Annotated in this window: 9 protein-coding genes; 3 read left to right on the forward strand and 6 right to left on the reverse strand. The window is 37.9% G+C overall.

All coding sequences use genetic code 11. The features are described 5' to 3' along the window. Positions 1 to 232: 232 nt before the first annotated feature. Positions 233 to 1,570, forward strand: coding sequence for an MATE family efflux transporter (locus tag AC27H3_RS07300; protein ID WP_487104914.1), 1,338 nt, complete (start codon positions 233 to 235; stop codon positions 1,568 to 1,570). 384 nt (positions 1,571 to 1,954) lie between these two features. On the opposite strand, the gene AC27H3_RS07305 is transcribed toward AC27H3_RS07300, so the two are convergent. Then, a complete protein-coding gene (locus AC27H3_RS07305; RefSeq protein ID WP_487104916.1) occupies positions 1,955 to 2,866 on the reverse strand; it encodes a LysR substrate-binding domain-containing protein in 912 nt (303 codons plus the stop codon). A 296-nt stretch (positions 2,867 to 3,162) separates the two neighbouring features. On the opposite strand from AC27H3_RS07305, the gene katG reads away from it, so the two are divergent. Next, positions 3,163 to 5,385 carry a catalase/peroxidase HPI gene (gene katG / locus AC27H3_RS07310; RefSeq protein ID WP_487104918.1) on the forward strand — a complete coding sequence of 741 codons (2,223 nt, stop codon included), beginning with the start codon at positions 3,163 to 3,165 and terminating at the stop codon, positions 5,383 to 5,385. Positions 5,386 to 5,460: 75 nt separating this feature from the next. On the opposite strand, the gene AC27H3_RS07315 is transcribed toward katG, so the two are convergent. Further along, entirely contained in the window at positions 5,461 to 6,282 is an 822-nt protein-coding gene (locus tag AC27H3_RS07315) for a M90 family metallopeptidase (RefSeq protein WP_487104920.1), read from the reverse strand. 816 nt (positions 6,283 to 7,098) lie between these two features. Here AC27H3_RS07315 and AC27H3_RS07320 point away from each other — a divergent pair. Further along, positions 7,099 to 9,054 carry a diguanylate cyclase gene (locus tag AC27H3_RS07320; RefSeq protein WP_487104922.1) on the forward strand — a complete coding sequence of 652 codons (1,956 nt, stop codon included), beginning with the start codon at positions 7,099 to 7,101 and terminating at the stop codon, positions 9,052 to 9,054. Positions 9,055 to 9,517: 463 nt separating this feature from the next. On the opposite strand, the gene AC27H3_RS07325 is transcribed toward AC27H3_RS07320, so the two are convergent. The 4 genes from AC27H3_RS07325 to AC27H3_RS07340 all read right to left on the reverse strand — a co-directional run bounded on the left by AC27H3_RS07325 (position 9,518) and on the right by AC27H3_RS07340 (position 18,907). Beyond that, positions 9,518 to 11,707: an OsmC domain/YcaO domain-containing protein gene (locus tag AC27H3_RS07325; protein WP_487104924.1), complete on the reverse strand. Its 2,190-nt coding sequence runs from the start codon at positions 11,705 to 11,707 to the stop codon at positions 9,518 to 9,520. Between the two features lie 211 nt (positions 11,708 to 11,918). Then, positions 11,919 to 14,549 (reverse strand): glycoside hydrolase family 3 protein, encoded by a 2,631-nt coding sequence (locus tag AC27H3_RS07330; RefSeq protein ID WP_487104926.1) that lies wholly within the window; start codon positions 14,547 to 14,549, stop codon positions 11,919 to 11,921. Next, positions 14,549 to 15,823: a sugar MFS transporter gene (locus AC27H3_RS07335; protein ID WP_487104928.1), complete on the reverse strand. Its 1,275-nt coding sequence runs from the start codon at positions 15,821 to 15,823 to the stop codon at positions 14,549 to 14,551. The genes AC27H3_RS07330 and AC27H3_RS07335 overlap by 1 nt, the downstream gene beginning before the upstream one ends. 132 nt (positions 15,824 to 15,955) lie before the next feature. Continuing rightward, a complete protein-coding gene (locus AC27H3_RS07340) occupies positions 15,956 to 18,907 on the reverse strand; it encodes a TonB-dependent receptor (RefSeq protein WP_487104930.1) in 2,952 nt (983 codons plus the stop codon). Between the last annotated feature and the right edge of the window lie 108 nt (positions 18,908 to 19,015).

A 19,015-nucleotide genomic window follows, 5' to 3' on the forward strand; every position in this document is an offset into this window, starting at 1 on the left:
CACGTTAACCAAAAGCTAATGAACCCAAGCATATCTATGGTTTGGTCAAGATATATAATAGTTAAATTTACAACAATATTTTTTTAATAACATCGTTCTGCAAAGGGCTACTATTATTTAAAATAATTGATAATAAAAACGCGCTAAATAAGAATCAATAAAAGCAATATACTTTTAGACAGTATAGAATTCATCTTATTGATATTTAAACTTTAAGATGGCCCGCAACGAAATGAAAGACTTAACTCAAGGTTCAATTCCAAAGCATTTAATCTCTATGGCAATGCCTATGATGATAGGAATGTTTGTACAAACCTTGTACTTTCTTGTTGATTTATATTTTGTCGGTAAATTAGGAGCAACGGCTTTGGCTGGATTAAGCTTAGCGGGAAATGCTATGTTTTTAATTTTTGCTTTAACACAAATTATAAATATTGGCACCGCAACCCTTATATCACATGCGGTTGGAGCAAAAGATCAATTAAGTGCCAATGACATATTCAACCAATCAATGATGATCTCAAGTGCTATTGGAATTGTCGTTTGTATGATCGGTTATCTTGGCGCAAACAGTTATCTTAGTTTTGTTTCTCAAGACGCAGAAACAGTCGTTATGGGTTTAACGTATTTATATTGGTTTATTCCCTGTATGGCGTTACAGTTTTTAATGGTTTCTATCAGCGCTGCACTTCGAGGAACGGGCATAGTAAAGCCAACGATGATGATTCAAATGTTATCTATTTTGGTTAATATTATGCTTTCCCCAATATTAATTGCCGGTTGGGGTACAGGTTACGCAATGGGCATTGCTGGTGCTGGCTTGGCCAGTTCTATTTCAGTAGTTTTTGCCGTTATTTTGTTACTGTACTATTTTAAAACCTCAGAGAAGTACATCAGCCTTGATTTCAATCAATGGCAAATCGATAAAACAAGTATAAAAAAATTATTTGCAATAGGTTTACCCGCAGGCGGTGAGTTCTTTCTCATGTTTCTTTATATGGCCACTATTTATTGGCTTATTCAGCACTTTGGTGCCAACGCACAAGCAGGGTTTGGCCTAGGCTCACGAGTAATGCAGGCGCTATTTTTACCTGCAATGGCTATTGCTTTTGCTGCTCCAGCCATTGCAGGACAAAACTTTGGTGCACAAAATTACCAAAGGGTTCGGGAAACATTTAAGTGGTCTGCAATTATGACCTGCAGCTTAATGACTCTGCTAACAATTGTATGCTTATGGCAAGCAGAATTATTACTCGTAAGTTTTACTACCGATAAGCAAGTGATCATGATCAGTGCCGCTTTTTTACAAATTATTTGCTGGAACTTTATTCCCTCAGGCATAGTGTTTACTTGTTCTGGTATGTTTCAGTCATTAGGTAATACTTGGCCTGGGCTAATAAGTACAGCAGCGCGTTTACTGGCTTTTATTTTTCCAGCGCTTTGGTTGTCGAATCAAAGTAATTTTAAGATTGAGCAGTTGTGGTACATATCTGTATCAACCGTTTGTTTTCAAGCGCTGCTCAGTTATTACTTTTTACGAAGAGAGTTTAAAAGTCGCTTATTACCTTAGCGACTTTAGCCACAATAACACTGCATATTGGTATCACTAGCAACAAAACAGAAAAATGTAATGTATGCTCCTCAATATAAATAGTTTAATTATCAGTCCTTTATTGGCTTACATTGCTGATCGCCATAATAATTATTACTGTAATTGCACATTACATTCGATTTATTGGTATTTACATTAGCTTGATGGCTAGGTTTCAAAAAGCTTTGAAGGTTTACAGTTATATTTATCAATATATTTTTCATTGTTTTTCCTCTTAATTAGATATAACACTCTGATAACGTATTCATGATGACTTAAAGTATTAGTTCGGTAAATTTGATTAAATCAATAAAGTCATTCTATAAAACAGATACATTAAATCTACTTAGTAATCTGCCAACACTAAAGGCTTAAGCTGCACTTTTTAGACAGTTCTTGGCTAAATATATCTCTTAACAGGGTAAGTTCATTTACGCGTACGTAATTAGGACGAATAACTAACGAGATAGTGCGATGTGGACCAGGTTCATTTAAATGTATCGCTCTAATTTCTGATTCATTATAAATTAATTGATCTAACGCCATTTGTGGCACTAACGTTGTTCCTAACTTACCTGCAACCATTTGGATTAAGGTGTGTAAACTTGCAGAATCGAAATCTGTATCTTGTTTATCGTTTTGCATACTACAAGCCGCTAAAGCATGATCTTTTAAACAATGGCCATCTTTTAACAACATAAGCTTGTCAATTTCTAATTCTTCACTGGTAATTTCTTTCAGCTGATTCGAACATTCATCTTTATGACTAACCCAATAAAAATCTTCTTGCCAAAAGTTAAAGCTCATTAAGCCCTCTATCGGAAACGGCAGCGCAAGTACTGCAGCGTCTATATCACCTCGCCTTACCATATCGACTAAAACTTGCGATTGCTCTTCAATTATTCTTAATTTAAAGTCAGGATGTTGTCGTCTCACTTCTGGCAGCACTTTCGGTAATAAATACGGGCCTATAGTGGGGATAACGCCTATGGTCATAGCATTAGCAAAAGGTTGTTTATTCGATTGCGATATTTGTAGTAACTCACCAATCTCAAACTTTATCGATTTTGCTTTATTTAAAATTAACTGGCCATGGTTAGTGATCAGCACTTGTTTATTGTTACGCTCAAAAATAGTGGTACCTAGCTGTTTTTCTAGCTCAATAATGGCCGTGCTTAAAGCCGATTGAGAAACATTGCAAGCATCTGCAGCTTTTTTGAAGTGTAAGGTTTTTTCTACGGCAAGGGCGTAATGTAATTGTTTAAGTGAAATCATAATATTAAATTTCAAAACCTCAGTAAAATCGTTAATCTTGTTAATAGATAATATCGAACATTTTTCTTAGTTTAATCAATTTTTTGCAACCATGTTAATTTTACTGAGTTAAGTTAACTAGATATTGCTTAATGTAAAAATTAAAGTATTGATTTAAAGATAGAAAACAAATAATCCTAAAAAATTGAAGACTATCTTCTATCTAATCGATTATCCAAGATAGCGGTTCCACACTAAGCTTATAGCACATTAATTTTGACAATCAGTTAACCGTCAGAAAATACTGAGGAACTATTATGCTTAAAAAATCACTTCCAATAGCTGCGGCAATTACAGTTGCGCTTTCAACCATCACACTGTCGAGTAACGCTTTAGCTACTGACGCGGCAAAGACCAACCAATTTTGGTGGCCAGAACAACTAAACTTAAGCCCGCTTCGTCAACACGGCGCCGAATCTAACCCGTATGGGGCCGAATTTAACTATGCAAAAGAATTTGCCACTATAGACATACAGCAACTCAAAAAAGACATTGAAACGACATTAACCGACTCTAAAGCTTGGTGGCCTGCCGATTGGGGACATTATGGTCCGTTAATGATTCGAATGGCATGGCATAGCGCTGGGGTTTATCGCGTACATGATGGTCGCGGTGGAGCTTCTGGCGGACAACAACGTTTTGACCCATTAAATAGCTGGCCAGACAACGTAAACCTGGACAAAGCACGTCGCCTGCTTTGGCCTGTAAAACAAAAATACGGCCGTAAACTTTCTTGGGCTGATTTAATGGTACTTTCTGGCAATGTAGCATTAGAGTCAATGGGCTTTAAAACCTTCGGTTTTGCCGGTGGCAGAAGCGATGATTGGGAACCCGATTTAGTTTATTGGGGACCAGAAACAACAATGCTTGATGACAAACGTCGCGACAAAAAAGGTAAATTAAAAGGCCCGCTTGCCGCTGTAGAAATGGGCTTAATCTATGTAAACCCAGTTGGGCCTCATGGCGTACCTGATCCACTATTAGCTGCTAATGATATCAGAATGTCGTTTGGTCGCATGGCGATGAATGATGAAGAAATTGTTGCCCTTATTGCCGGTGGCCATACTTTAGGTAAAGCACATGGCGCGAAAAAACCTGATAAGTGTGTTGGCGCAGAGCCAGCCGCTGCCGCTATTGAAGAGCAAGGTTTAGGTTGGAAAAATAAATGTGGCTCAGGTGTTGGAGCAGATACCAGCAGCAGTGGTTTAGAAGGCGCATGGACAGTAACGCCAACACAATGGTCATCTAACTATTTAGATAACTTAATGAACTTTACTTGGGTGCAAACTAAAAGCCCAGCAGGTGCTATTCAGTGGATACCAAGCGAAAAAGGCGCTGAAAACTTAGTGCCTGATGCACACATTCCAAACAAACGTAATGCGCCGATTATGTTCACAACAGATTTAGCACTAAAAGAAGATCCTAGTTTCCTTAAAATTGTTGAGCGCTTTAGAGCAGATCCAAGACAATTCGACAAAGCATTTGCTAAAGCTTGGTTTAAATTAACCCATCGCGATATGGGACCTCGTGCTCGATATGTAGGCACAGAAGTACCTAGTGAAGTGCTAACCTGGCAAGATCCGCTACCTGAAGTAAAGCACCCGTTAATTTCTGCTAAAGATATGGGCAAGCTAAAACAACAAGTTTTAGATTCTGGATTAGCCACTTCTGCATTAGTTAAAACGGCATGGGCCTCAGCAGCGAGTCACCGTGTGACCGATATGCGCGGTGGTGCCAATGGTGCCCGTATTCAACTTGAGCCGCAAAAGAGTTGGCCGGTAAATAATCCTGTAGAGTTAAGTAAAGTGCTAGCAAAGTTAAAGTCTATTCAAGCAGGCTTTAATCAGCAGTCAAAGAGCAAAAAAGTGTCGTTGGCTGATCTTATTGTTATAGGGGGTGCTGCAGCAATCGAGCAAGCAGCTAAAGCGGCAGGATATAATGTTGATGTACCTTTTATAGCTGGCCGTGCCGACGCGACTCAAGCGCAAACTGATATTAAGTCATTTAATTATTTAAAACCTGACGCCGACGCTTTTCGTAACTATTACAATGAAGATAGTTACATGTCACCTGCAGAAATGTTGGTTGATAAAGCAAATTCATTGGGCTTAAATGTACCAGAAATGACAGTTTTGGTTGGCGGTATGCGTGTATTGAACGCTAATTTTGATGGTTCTTCATTGGGCGTATTAACTAAAACACCCGAAGTATTAACTAATGACTTTTTTATCAACTTACTTGATATGTCTACCACATGGAAAAAAGACCAAAACAACGTAGGCGTTTATCAAGGATACGACCGCATATCTAATGCATTAAAATGGCAGGCAACCCCCGTTGATTTAATTTTTGGTTCAAGCTCAGAGTTACGTGCTATTGCGGAAGTTTATGCTTCTGATGATGCAAACAATAAATTTATTAATGACTTTATTAAAGCATGGGTCAAGGTTATGCAACTTGATCGCTTCGATTTAAAGTAAATGTAATACAGAGTTAGTTTAAGATTAAAGCGAGTATGGCTTAGTAGCTATACTCGCTTTTTTGTAGCATCAATCCTACCAGTGCATAGGATCAACATGATAATACTGAGTTAGCTGTTGATATAGTTTTGGGTGTTGCTGACTAAACTGCCTGGATTGCTCAAAAAACACCTCACTCGCTACAGCAAAAAATTCTGCAGGATTTGTTGCACCATAATAATCAAACAACGAAGGCTCTCCCCTACTAGCTTGTTTTTGTAATGTTTCAAACTGCTTGTTAAAAATGGCCGACCAAGACTGATAACTTTGATTTTCTGCCAATATAGGTGCACCATTAGCGCGACCGTCTTCTTGGTCAAGTTGATGGGCAAATTCGTGGATCACCACATTTCGTCCATCGTCAGGTATTTGTGCGCCTTCTAAAGCATCTTGCCACGACAGCACTACTTTGCCAAAATCCCATGATTCACCGGCTAGCACTAATTTTTGCGTAAAATAAACCCCGTCATTACTGCGTGCTTGTTGCTGCTTTACAAAGGCACTGGGGTAAACCAATATAGTGCGTAACTTCGGGTAATAGTCAGTTTTACGGTTGAGTAATAATAAACAAGCTTGAGCGGCAATAGTTATTCTAATTTCATCTGTGATCACCACACCATTACAACCAACAAACTCTTTTTCAGCTAAAAAAACCTGAATATGTTTTTTTAGTTGCAACTGCAAGTCTGTTGGCATTTGTTTAAAATATGGCATGCGCTGCTGAATAATTTTACGCCATTGCTTTTTAAACGGTTTGGCTTTTATTAAACGCCGCTTATATTCTAGCCAATGGGGTTTTCCAACCAAATAAGCAATCAGCAGTAAACCAATAAATACAGGTAATAAAAAGGAAAACATAATACATTTCACAAAGGAGTTTTATTATAAGGTGAGGACACAAGCTTAAAATATCAATTTAATGGAGCATTTTTCATTATTTTATTGCAAATAAAGAAAATAAAAAAATTGAAAGTCAATTGAACTTATCTCAAAAACACCGCTCATACTATATAAGAGACTTACTTCCCTAAGTGTTTTTATATTTTGTTTTGTAATGCGTTTATCTTTTAGGTAAACGCTTTTTTTTGCCTAAAATTTAGCAAAAATAAAAAGTATTGAAAACCCATTGAACTTATCCTAAAAACACCACTCTGATTATATAAGAGACTTACTTCCCTGAGTTTATATTTTATGTTTTTTAAAGCGTTTACCTTTTAGGTAAACGCTTTTTTTTGCCCAAAAATTAGCAAAAACAAATAATATTAAAACTAATTGAACTTATCTTAAAAACATCGTTCATACTATATGAGAGACTTAATTCCCTGAGTGTTTTATGTTTATATTTTATGTTTTTTAAAGCGTTTATCTTTTAGATAAACGCTTTTTTTTTGCCTAACATTTATCAGATCACATGGCTGGTAATAGAACACATTAATTTTTAATACTATTTTACGATGCAGCAGCTAGATACTGGCATAGGTGAGGTTATATGAATTAAAGAACGTGATTAGCTCAATAATTAATTACCAATATAAGAGGAATTATCCAAGCAACATATAATAAAGATTAGAAGCTAGTCTTAATATAGTTTAGTATAGTTTAATGCAATTTCAGTACTCATATAAGGATGTTTAGAATATTGTAAGTATTTGGTTTATCCTCTAAAGGTTGGTTATGTCGTCTAGTAAAATATTAAACCTAAAAACTCTCTTTTTCTATCTTATCTTTCTATGTACAGTTTATACTTCATTACCCACACTGGCTGCTACTTCAGAGTTTTATCCCTACGACCATCTCAATAAAACTCAACTGGGTTTAGCGTTATTAGATGTTGAGAAAAGTTATCAGAATGAAGCAAGTAAAGCTTTAGAGCGTTTAAATTTTCTCAAAAAATCAGAAGGTTGGGTAGATAGCTCTACCACAATAGCTAGATACTATAGTTTGAAGCTGAAAATTCTTAGCAGGTTATCAGCTTCAACAGAGATTAAAGGGCTAATCGAAGAATTTAGGCAATTTGCTAATAGTACCGATATTGAATGGTTAGTTTTGGAATCAAATTACCATAGAGCTGATGCTGCCTTAATCAATGACGGAGACAACAACACGACTCTTGAGCTTATTAATAGAACATTACCCAAAGCTATTGAAATTAATTTTCAACACCTTGTTAATCGTCTTTATAATTTAAGAGCTATTGCAAAGCAAAACAGTGGGGATAATAGCGGTGCATTGAAAGACTTCCATTTAGCATTAAATAATCCATCTAGTTATCAAAATGAAGGCTGGGCTATAACAATTTATTCAAACATGTCTATTATCTACTTAGAGATAGAAGACTACGCTAAAGGTCTGGAAATAAACGATTTAGCATTCGAATTATTTAAAGAAGAAAAAATAGAAAACGATCAAATTGAAACATCACTATTAATAATGAAAGCTCTTTTCTTGAAAAATACCCATGATTATGAGCAAGCAATTAAAACCTTTTATCAAGCTGAAAATAGTGCCATAAAATCAGGTTTAATCAATCTAATCTTGAATGTAAAAAGTAACCTTTCAGGCGCATTATTAGCGGATAATAAAGCAAATGAAGCCAAAAAAGTGATTTTAGAATGTATTGCAGATTCAGTTCAACATAGTTTAAGTTCTACCCTGTCTTACTGCCAATCAAATTTAGCTCATATTGAAATTGAATTAGGCAATTATTCCGAAGCTATTACGTTATTAAAACAAGCAAAAAGTAGCTTTGAGAAAAAGAATAATTTGAAAGCTGCCATACAGCAACAACTTAGTTTAAGTGTTGCTTACGAGCGCTCAGGCGACTATTACACTGCATTACAACAATTGAAAAAGTATTATGAACAAAACATTGATCTAATGTTTAATGAACGAACAAAAGAGATATCTAGAATAGAAGAGGCTTTTGAGGCTCAATTAAAAGATAAACAAATAGCACTCCTTAAAGCTAAGAATGAATTACAGTCAGCTAGATTAAGAGAAAACACATTAACTAACCAGCTAATAATTATCATATCAATTTTTTCAATTATTTTTTTACTGTATTTTATTCGCAACTACATAAAGATTAAAAAACAAACAGTTTTTTTAGAAGAATCAAATGCTACGTTACTTGATAACAGCTTTATTGATCCATTAACCAAAGTCGGAAACAGAAGAGCGCTTGCCGAATATATTAAGATGCTTGCGGGTAATACAAAAAATATAGAACACTATGTTGTTATCCTTGATATTGATCATTTCAAAAATGTAAATGATACCTATGGTCACATGGTAGGAGATGAAATTCTAGGGGTAGTGGCAAATCGATTGAGTGCTGAAACTAGGGACAAAGATAAACTGGTTCGATGGGGTGGAGAAGAGTTCGTTTTGGTGATTGCGGGGGAAAATAAAGACAACAAAACCTCTGTTGCTAATAGAATAATTAAAACTATTTCAAGTAAGGCTATCACGACAAGTGTTGGTGAAATACGGGTTACCGTTTCAGCAGGAGCAACTAATATTAAACCTGGTCAACTCAATAAGGAAACGTGGCCAGAAGTACTCAAGAAAGTCGATAGCGCCTTATATATAGCTAAAGAAGGCGGAAGAAATCAAGCGGTATTGATATAAGTTAATTGTATTAGTCGGTACGACCCAGTAACAATATTAACTAGGGTCAACTTTAATACCTATCAGCCTTACAATAATAATTTTAACGACCGGATTAACTCAACAGTTACACCTACCTTTCAGTAGTTGACAAATAATTGGCTAATATACTTTTACGAGTGATAAAGCATACACAAGAAGCTAATGTTAGCTTGCGGCTATCTTTTGACGTAGCTCACAATGTCAAAAAAACGAGCATAATGATGTAAAGATGCAACGGCCGCTGAACTCGTGTGATGAAATATACGATTAAAGATTAAATACGTAATAGATATACACTAAGCTACAAACATTTTTTATAAAAAAGCCAATACCTATGTTCTGGTATTGGCTTTTAAAGTTATGACTCATGCGACTATTTATTGCGCAACCTAGCGTTTGCTAACGATAGTTATTGATAGTTAACACATAGGAAAATCTAGTGTTATTTGCTTTCAGCTTGCACTTTTCTTGCTTGATGAAGCTTCTTATAACTGTCGATTAATCTTAAATGTTTATCTAAACCTTCTAAGTTCATGCCGGTTTTTGTTAAGCCGTAAAACTTCACTGTGCCTTCAGTTGAGCCAATAACATTATTCATTGTTTCTTCGCTAAACATTCTATTAAGGTTATGAATATAATCTTCTAGCAGCATGTCTTCATCGATTTCAATTTCAAGTACCGCTTGCATCGCTTGATAAAACAAACGGCGCTCAACGGTATTATCATTAAACTGTAAGAATTCTTCGACTAATTCTTGCGCGTCTTCTAAGGCACCTAAGGCTAGATAAATCAGTATTTTAAGCTCTAAAATAGTGAGCTGTCCCCACACGGTGTTCTCGTCGAACTCTATACCTATTAATGTTCTAATATCGATATAATTATCTAATTGGCTGTCTTCTAAGCGTGTTACTAAGCTTTCGAGTGCATCATCATCTAAAATATGCAGGTTCAGAATATCTTCGCGGTAATTAAGTGCCTTGTTGGTGTTATCCCAAACTAGGTCTTCAACAGGATATATTTCTGAATAATCAGGCACTAATATACGACAAGCGGTTGCGCCTAGTTGGTCAAATACCGCCACGTAAGCTTCTTTACCTAAGTCTGTTAAAATACCGAATAGACGATCGTTTTCTTCTGCGCTAGTGCCAGAAAAGTCCCACTCGCAAAACTCAAAGTCTGCCTTATTACTAAAGAAGCGCCATGAAATTACACCGGTTGAGTCAATAAAGTGCTCAACGGCGTTTTCAGGCTCAGATACCGCAAGGCTACTAAATGTAGGTCTTGGCACATCATTTAAACCTTCAAAACTACGGCCTTGTAATAATTCAGTTAAGCTACGTTCTAACGCGACTTCAAAACTTGGGTGCGCACCAAACGAGGCAAATACGCCACCGGTTTTTGGGTTCATTAACGTAACGCACATTACCGGAAATTGACCACCTAACGAGGCATCTTTAATTACTACTGGGAAGCCTTGTGTTTCAAGCGCTTCGATACCAGCAAGAATACTTGGGTATTTATCTAATACGCTTTTAGGCACATCGGGTAAGGCAATTTCTTGTTCAATAATTTGGCGTTTAACTGCGCGTTCAAAAATTTCAGACAAACACTGCACTTGTGCTTCAGCTAAGTTATTACCGGCGCTCATGCCATTACTTAGGAATAAGTTTTCAATCAAATTTGAAGGAATATATACCGTCTCACCATCTGATTGGCGCGTGTAAGGAATAGCACAAATACCACGTTCAGCGTTTCCTGAGTTAGTATCAATTAGGTTTGAGCCACGAAGTTCATCATCAGGGTTGTAAATATCTAGGCAATAATCATCTAAAATACCCTTAGGTAAATCATCGCTTTCATCTAACGTAAACCACTTTTCGTTCGGGTAATGCACAAAATAGCTGTTAGCAATGTCTTGCCCTAAAAACTGATCATTATAAAAAAAGTTACAGTTAAGGCGTTCAATAAACTCACCTAAGGCTGAACATAGTGCGCTTTCTTTTGTAGCGCCTTTGCCGTTGGTAAAACACATTGGAGAAGCGGCATCTCGAATATGTAATGACCATACATTTGGCACAATATTGCGCCATGAGGCAATTTCAATTTTCATGCCTAAGCCCGCTAGTATCGCGGTCATATTTTTAATGGTTTCTTCTAGCGGTAAATCTTTACCTAGAATATAAGTGCTGTCTGTGCCTTGTGCGCCTGCCATTAGCATGGCTTGTGCGTCATCTTCTAAGCTATCAACCAAATCAACTTTAAATTCAGGTTCTGTTTGTATCACTTTTTTAACGGTACAGCGGTCAATTGAGCGTCGAATACCTAAACGGTCCTTTTCTGAAATGCTTTCAGGCAACTCAACTTGAATTTGAAATATTTGCTTATAACGATCTTCAGGATCAACAATATTGTTTTGTGATAAACGAATATTTTCGGTCGGAATATCACGAGAATTACAATACACCTTAACAAAATACGCCGCACACATAGCTGACGAAGCGAGGAAGTAATCAAACGGTCCGGGCGCTGAACCATCACCTTTATAACGAATTGGTTGGTCGGCGACGACGGTAAAGTCATCAAATTTGGCTTCAACTTTTACGTTGTCGAGAAAATTAACTTTAATTTCCATTAGATTGGATCCCACAATTGATTGCTGTAACAGCCAAAATTTCACTTTGAAACTTTGCGAATCAGCGAATTTATCTTAATGCAGGAATTATCGTGGTTTTTGCCGCAATAGTCTTGGGTTAATTGCATAAAACCCTAAATTTGAGCAAAGAAAAAGGCGAGAAGAAAACTACTCGCCTTTTTATCAGCATTTATACTTTAGTGTTTCACCCTTAATGGCACTGAATTAATAGCGCTTTAGGTGTATTAATTTCAGCTTGAGGTTGATAGCGAATATCGCTTACTGAAAGTTTAATAGCGCCGTTGGTATAAAGGGCAAACGGTGAAACAATTTTGTCCATCGCAATACCTTTTTCGACAAAACATTGTAAATCGATGGCGATATTTTGCCATTGTCCTTGCACTAATGTTTGCATTTGCTCAGTAATATCAACAGCTGCTCGACAGCTGCCTAAAGCGTCACCAATAGATTCACAGTGCATTTCAACAGTTACTGGCGCAGTTATGTTTGAATCACGTTTAACAGAAATTACCAAGGCAGAATTTTGTTCTAATTCAAAACCAAGGTCTTCTCTGAAACTACTTGAAAATACCACACCTGCTTTTGCCGTGCCTGAAGTATCAATTCGAAAGGCATCTTCTTGAACAATTTTGTCTACCGTACGATAAGTAATACCGGGAAGTTTGGCACTATTTGAACGTAGCTCAGATGACTGTTGACCAGAAAGTTGCTGCTCAGATGATAAAAACATACGCCATGGTTTAGCCACTTTTCCAGCAAATATCGAGGTGTTTTTGGCGAGGCCTTCATCACTACTCATCTCTTCAGATAGTGTATCCGATAATTGCACTTGGCCTTTATTGTTGCTGTACGTTAAACCAAAACCGTAAGGTAATAACGGCTCGTAAACTTCATCAAATCGGTTAACAATTTGTGTCGCCGTTTTTGGCCATGAGAAAGAAAGCTTGCCTGTAAAGTCGTGCTGTATTTGCTTGTTTTTATCGGTTAATAGCACATCGGCTACAGCCTTACCTTCAGACCCCGGTAACCAAGCAGCAACAAAAGCATCGCTGGCGTTCAGCTCAGCATTTACCCACATAGGTCGACCGCTGATAAAAATACTGACGACAGGAATACCTTGGGCTTTAAGCTTTTTCAATAAAGCTAAATCGGTTTGCATACCACGTTGATAGGCTAAATTATCTTTATCTCCATGCCCTTCGGCGTAAGGTTCTTCACCAAAAACAACAATGGCAACATCTGGCTTTTGTGAAAACTCACCGCTTTCACTCAACATAATTTTTCCGCCTGCAGCGTTAACTTGAGAAGCTAAACCTTGATAAATTGAAGTGCCGCCAGGGAAATCTTCATTGCTATTATTAGTACCTTGCCACGTAATACTCCAGCCACCTGATTGCTTACCAATGTTATGGGCAGCATCACCTGCGACTAAGATATTTAATTTAGGTGAAAGTGGTAATAAATTAGCTTTGTTTTTTAACAATACCAAAGACTCTCTTACAGCTTGGCGAGCAACTTCACGATGTTCTTCACTACCTACTAATTCAGTTTTACCTGAAAAAAGTCGATTAGCTGGGCTAGGCTTATTAAATAAACCTGCTCGTAACTTAACACGTAAAATACGGCTAACTGCATCGTCGATACGCGCTTGTGGAATAACGCCTTGCTTAACTTGCGCTATCGTATTTTCCATTAATGGCTTCCAAGCATCTGTTGGCACCATAAAAATATCTAAGCCTGCGTTTGCCGCTTGCGGGCAGCTTTCATTAGTACAGCCAACAATTTGTCCATGGCCATTCCAATCACCAACAACAAAACCATCAAAAGCCATTTTGTTTTTCAACACATCAGTTAACAAATAACGGTTACCGTGAATTTTATCACCATGCCAGCTATTAAATGATGCCATAACTGATTGCGCGCCTGCGGTTAAACCACCCACATAACCTTGGGCATGCAAGTCAAATAAGTCTTGCTCTGACGCTAAGTTATCGCCTTGGTCGTCACCGTCAACTGTTCCGCCATCACCAATAAAGTGTTTTACGGTACTGATCACGCGATCGTCACCTAAAAAGTCATTACCCGCATGGCCTTGTAAACCTTTAACCACTGATGCAGCATAAGATCTAACAATTTCAGGATCTTCAGAGTAGCCTTCATAAGTTCGACCCCAGCGGTCATCTCGAACCGTTGCTACCGTTGGAGCAAAAACCCAATCAATACCCGTTACCATAACTTCGGTGGCGGTTATTTTTGCAATTTTTTCGACTAAAGCAGGATTATTTGCCGCGCCTAAACCAATATTATGAGGAAACAAAGTTGCACCGATAACGTTGTTATGACCATGAACCGCATCTGTACCCCACATAGTAGGAATGGTTGAGCCATCAAGCGAATCATCAATTGATGCCTGATACATAGACTCAGCTAAAGCAATCCAATCTTGTGGTGTGGCATGTTTGTTATTATTTGGAAACGCACCACCACCATTGAGATAAGAACCAAAACCATATTTACGCATATCGTCTACCGTAATATCACGAATTTCTGGTTGGATCATTTGCGCTACTTTTTGCGCTAAAGTCATTGTAGACAAGATGCTTTGTACTTTACGCTCAATCGCTTCATCGCTTTTAACTTCAGAATCAATCGTAGGCCAAATTGACAGATCTTTTTTGGCTAATGCCGGTGTTTCAACAGCGAGTTGCTGCTTAACTACTTCAGTTGTCTCTGCAGCATATTGCAATTTAGTATCTGAATTACAAGCCGTTAAACCTAATGCTGAGATAGTTGAAATAAATAGGTAGGAAAATTTATTCATTATGCTGCTTCCTTCAAAGTATTCGCCGCAGGCTTGGAGCCGTTCACACCATAAAAAACAATATAAATATAACAAACTATTGGTATGATAAAAGATAATTGCACGCCAACTATGTCAGCTAAAACACCTTGTACTAATGGCACAATCGCACCACCTACAATGGCTAAACAAAGTATGCCTGCGCCTTGACTAGTATGTTTACCTAAGCTGTTTAACGCTAAACTGAAAATTGTAGGGAACATAATAGAATTACAAAGCCCAACTAAGAGAATTGACCACATAGCTAAACTGCCACTGGTTAGCATGGCAATGGTAATTAAAATCACTGCAAAAAATGCGTTAAATGCTAAAACTTTCCCAGCATCAACTTTCTGCATTACCGCCGCGCCGATAAAGCGCCCTACCATAGCGCCGCCCCAATAATAAGTGAGGTATTTAGCCGCTTGTGATTCTTCTAATCCCCCCATGTTAGCTTCACCAAAAAAGTTGATTAAAAAGCTACCAATAGAGACTTCTGCACCTACATAAACAAATATGCCTAATGCACCTAAAACTAAATGGCGATACTGCCAAGCTGAACCTGAAATAACTTCATCCGCTTTAGTTTCAGCGCTAGCAATATGAGGTAGCTTTAACCAAGCAAAAATAGCCGCTAAAATTAATAACGCTGCAGTTAATACTAAATAAGGTACTTTTACTGAATCGGCTGAAGGCTCTGTGGCCATTGAATGCACAGCTTCGTTTAAGATAAACAAACCACCTAAATATGGCGCAACTGTGGTACCTAAAGAGTTGAATGCTTGAGTCATGGTTAGTCGTGAGGAAGCTGACTCTGTTGGCCCCAGTAATGTAACGTATGGGTTAGCCGAAACTTGTAAAATGGTAATGCCACTTGCCAAAACGAACAATGCCGAAAGAAACATTGGGTAACTGTGCATTGATGCAGCAGGATAAAACATTAAGCAACCTAAGGCGGCGATCACTAAACCTGCAACAATTCCCTTTTGATATCCTACTTTCTTCACTAACTGCCCTGCTGGTAAAGACACAATAAAATAAGCACCAAAAAAACAAAACTGTACTAACATCGATTGCGTGTAGCTTAAATCGAAAATAGCTTTTAAATGTGGAATAAGAATGTCGTTTAAGCAGGTGATAAAACCCCACATAAAAAACAGCGATGTTAATGAAACCAGCGCAAATCGATTTTGGTTGGGTGCACCTAAATCTGCAGTGCTAAGTTGTTTGTCTACTACGACTGAAGAACTAGCCATAAGATAAATTCCTATACTTTGGAATTAGTCATACCATCGTCTTGTTGAGTTCAATTAAGCACACTTAACAAGTGGTAATACTAAATAAAGAGAAGTGCGCGCCTATTGGTTAAACAGGCGCTATGTTTACGTTTACTGAAAGCTATAACGAACGCCTAAAGTGTATCTTGTACCGTATTGTCGAGCAGATAAAAACTGTGCTTCGTAACGACCAAAAGACTCTTCAGTTTCGTTATTTAAGTTAACCCCTTCAACAAAAACTGTTAAGTTTTCATTAACATCGTAGTTAACGCTCATATCAATTTGTCCAAACTCTTTAGCAAACTGTGGAGGAGCATCGTTAGAGCCTTGATCTTGCCCAACACCAATGAGGTACTGATCACGCCAAGCGTAAGTTAACTTAACTGACAAGCCATTTTTCTCATAAAATGCTTGAAAGTTTGCTGAGTCACTTAAACCAACAAGTGGAGATTGTTGCTCTAAACTTTCGGTATCAAAGTTAACGTCACCATCAACAAAGGTAGCATTTGCGCCAAAACCAAAGCCTGATTCACCAAAAAGGTGTTGAATAGCAACTTCGAAGCCATCAACCATTTTTTCATCAGAGTTATATGGTTCACTGATATTCCAAACCATTAATGGATCATCAGCATTTGGTACGATGTAACCTTGTGCATTTATCTCAGCACCATTTTCTTGCATTCTTGCAAAGACGTTATCACCTGTAGTTGCTATACCTTCTGCCGTTAAATCAGCAATGGCTTGTGCATAACGAGGACCCTGAGAAATATCTTGGATACCATCATATTGGCTGCTAGTACTGCGACTGCTAATAAAGTTTTTAACGTCTTTTCTAAAGTAACCCACTGCAGCATAGCTACCTTCGCCGTAATAATACTCTAGGCTAAAGTCCAAGTTCTTAGATTCGTAAGGATCTAAATCCGTATTACCTTGGCTACCAGTACGCGAGTCTAAACCTGGGCTTGGGCTTAACGCTAAACCACCAGCAAGATTACCTAATGGCGCACGAGAAATTGTTTTACTCCAAGATGCACGAGCCACAATGTCATCGGTTAAATCAACACGAATATCGATCATAGGTAAAAGAATATCGTATTCACCTTCTTCAACATAAAAGTTGTTTTCACCCGGTGTATATTGCGTATGCCATTCTGTACCACCTAACCACCAAACACTGGTAGGCACGTCTTGTAAGACATTACTTTCAACTTTTGTTTCTTCATAACGTAAACCTACGTTAATTTGGACGGGGAAGTCTGCAACATCGAAGTCCCATAATGAAGAAACATAAATACTGTTAGTGTTTTCTTCAACCGAACCTTGCGACTTCACACTACCTTCACGGTAAGGATCAGTACTGAAGTAATCATCGCCAAGTAAACTTTGGTTTAAGTAAGCTTGTGAACGAGCAACCGCCTCGTCAAAATCAAAGTTGTAGTAGTAACCAGCTCCAATAGGGCTGCCACCATTTGAAAACTCATCTAAAAAGCCGCTTGTCGTGTTGTAAGTAAACATACTGTCAGGAAAAGCAGCAGAGTAATTAGGGTTAAATAAGAAGCCACCAATTAAGCCACTCCAAGCACTTGAACCACTCATTTTTTGCTCTGTGCGTGCAATACCAAACTTAACCGTCATCAATGGAATGTCGAAAGTGTTATCCCACGAACCATCTATTTGTAATTGCTCAACTTCCGATTTCCCTGGGCTGTGAATAAATTGGCTAAAATGTGAATCCATTTCACTGGGTGCAAGCGTAGTTGAACCATTATCCCAAAAAATAGTGCCTTGTGGGATATCGCCATCACGAAAATCATAAGTTTTGGTTACTAACTGGTCTGAACCAAATACTAGTGAACCAGTACCATTCATGCCTTTATCTTTGCCATTATCAGTACTACTTTCTGAGTTATGATAGTCAAATGAAAGACTTAACTCGTCAGTTGCTTGCCATTCAATATTAAAACCCACTGAGTTTTCTTCAACTTCGGTGGTATCTCTATTGGCAGTATATGAACCATCATTACCCGATAAGTCAGCATAAATAACGGTGCCGTTTTGATCTAACTCGTACGCATTGATGTTGCCACCATAATCATGCCATTGGCCCCAACCAATGGCATTTGTGCCGGTAGTTGATAAGCCTGTGGTGTAATCAAGGGTCATGACTAAGCTATCAAGCGGTGCATATTGAAAAGTTACATTGGCATTAGTTCTTTCGCGCTCAACATCAGCAATACCGTAGTTCATATCGCGCGGGAAAAATGCGCCAGCGGCTGCGTTAGCAGAACGGTTATCAACAACTTTATCAGCGTCTAAACTAGGAAGTTGTGCATCAGGTTGAAATTGCCAACCTTGAATACCCGCTGATTGTTGCTGAAAGTCACGTTGTTGATGTGAAAAAGAAAGTGCTACACCGAAGGTCTCATCGGCAAAAGTGTTGCTGTATAAGGCAGATACTTCAGGTGTAACATCATCACCTTGTACATTTGACTCATCATAAATGGCTTTTGCTGATACTGAATATTTTTCACCTGGGCTATTTAACGGCTTAACCGTAAGGATATTAACGGTTGCCCCTAAACCACCGCTAGGTAAATCACCACGAGCAGTTTTGTAAACTTCTAAAGCACTAACACCGTCTGACGACAAGTTCTCTAGACTATACGAGCGAGAATTACCCGTACCCGGCATTTGGCGGCCATTAAGGGTAATTAAGTTAAATTCAGGGCCAAAGCCTCGAACCGTTATTTGGCTACCTTCGCCATTTGAACGACTAACCGAAACACCTGTAATACGCTGTAAAGATTCTGCTAAGTTAGTGTCAGGAAACTTACCCATTTCTTCTGCAGAAATCGCATCAACGACGCCTGACATTTCTCTTTTTACATTCATTGAGCGGATCAAACTACCTTTGATACCTTTAACTTCAATGACTTCTACTTCATCATTATTGTTTGCTATTAAATTTTCTTCTGCTGCAACTAACTGCGTGCTTATACTTGCCGCTAATATTGACGATATAGTCAATGCTATACGCGTTTTGGTAAAAGTTGATTGTTTCATGATTGCCCTACTTACTTAAAATAGTTTGTTATTAGCGACTTGTTGTTCTCTGAAAAGCCGCTTAACTTTTTAATTGCTATCTATTATTCGTCTATTGGTAAATTGGTA

The sequence above is a fragment of the Colwellia sp. NW0002-52-1 genome (assembly GCF_057550865.1).

Bases quoted from the DNA above. Each gene is read 5' to 3' on its own strand.
- AC27H3_RS07300 (WP_487104914.1), top strand. From the start codon at position 233: ATGAAAGACTTAACTCAAGGTTCAATTCCAAAGCATTTAATCTCTATG.
- AC27H3_RS07305 (WP_487104916.1), bottom strand. From the start codon at position 2,866: ATGATTTCACTTAAACAATTACATTACGCCCTTGCCGTAGAAAAAACC.
- katG (WP_487104918.1), top strand. From the start codon at position 3,163: ATGCTTAAAAAATCACTTCCAATAGCTGCGGCAATTACAGTTGCGCTT.
- AC27H3_RS07315 (WP_487104920.1), bottom strand. From the start codon at position 6,282: ATGTTTTCCTTTTTATTACCTGTATTTATTGGTTTACTGCTGATTGCT.
- AC27H3_RS07320 (WP_487104922.1), top strand. From the start codon at position 7,099: ATGTCGTCTAGTAAAATATTAAACCTAAAAACTCTCTTTTTCTATCTT.
- AC27H3_RS07325 (WP_487104924.1), bottom strand. From the start codon at position 11,707: ATGGAAATTAAAGTTAATTTTCTCGACAACGTAAAAGTTGAAGCCAAA.
- AC27H3_RS07330 (WP_487104926.1), bottom strand. From the start codon at position 14,549: ATGAATAAATTTTCCTACCTATTTATTTCAACTATCTCAGCATTAGGT.
- AC27H3_RS07335 (WP_487104928.1), bottom strand. From the start codon at position 15,823: ATGGCTAGTTCTTCAGTCGTAGTAGACAAACAACTTAGCACTGCAGAT.
- AC27H3_RS07340 (WP_487104930.1), bottom strand. From the start codon at position 18,907: ATGAAACAATCAACTTTTACCAAAACGCGTATAGCATTGACTATATCG.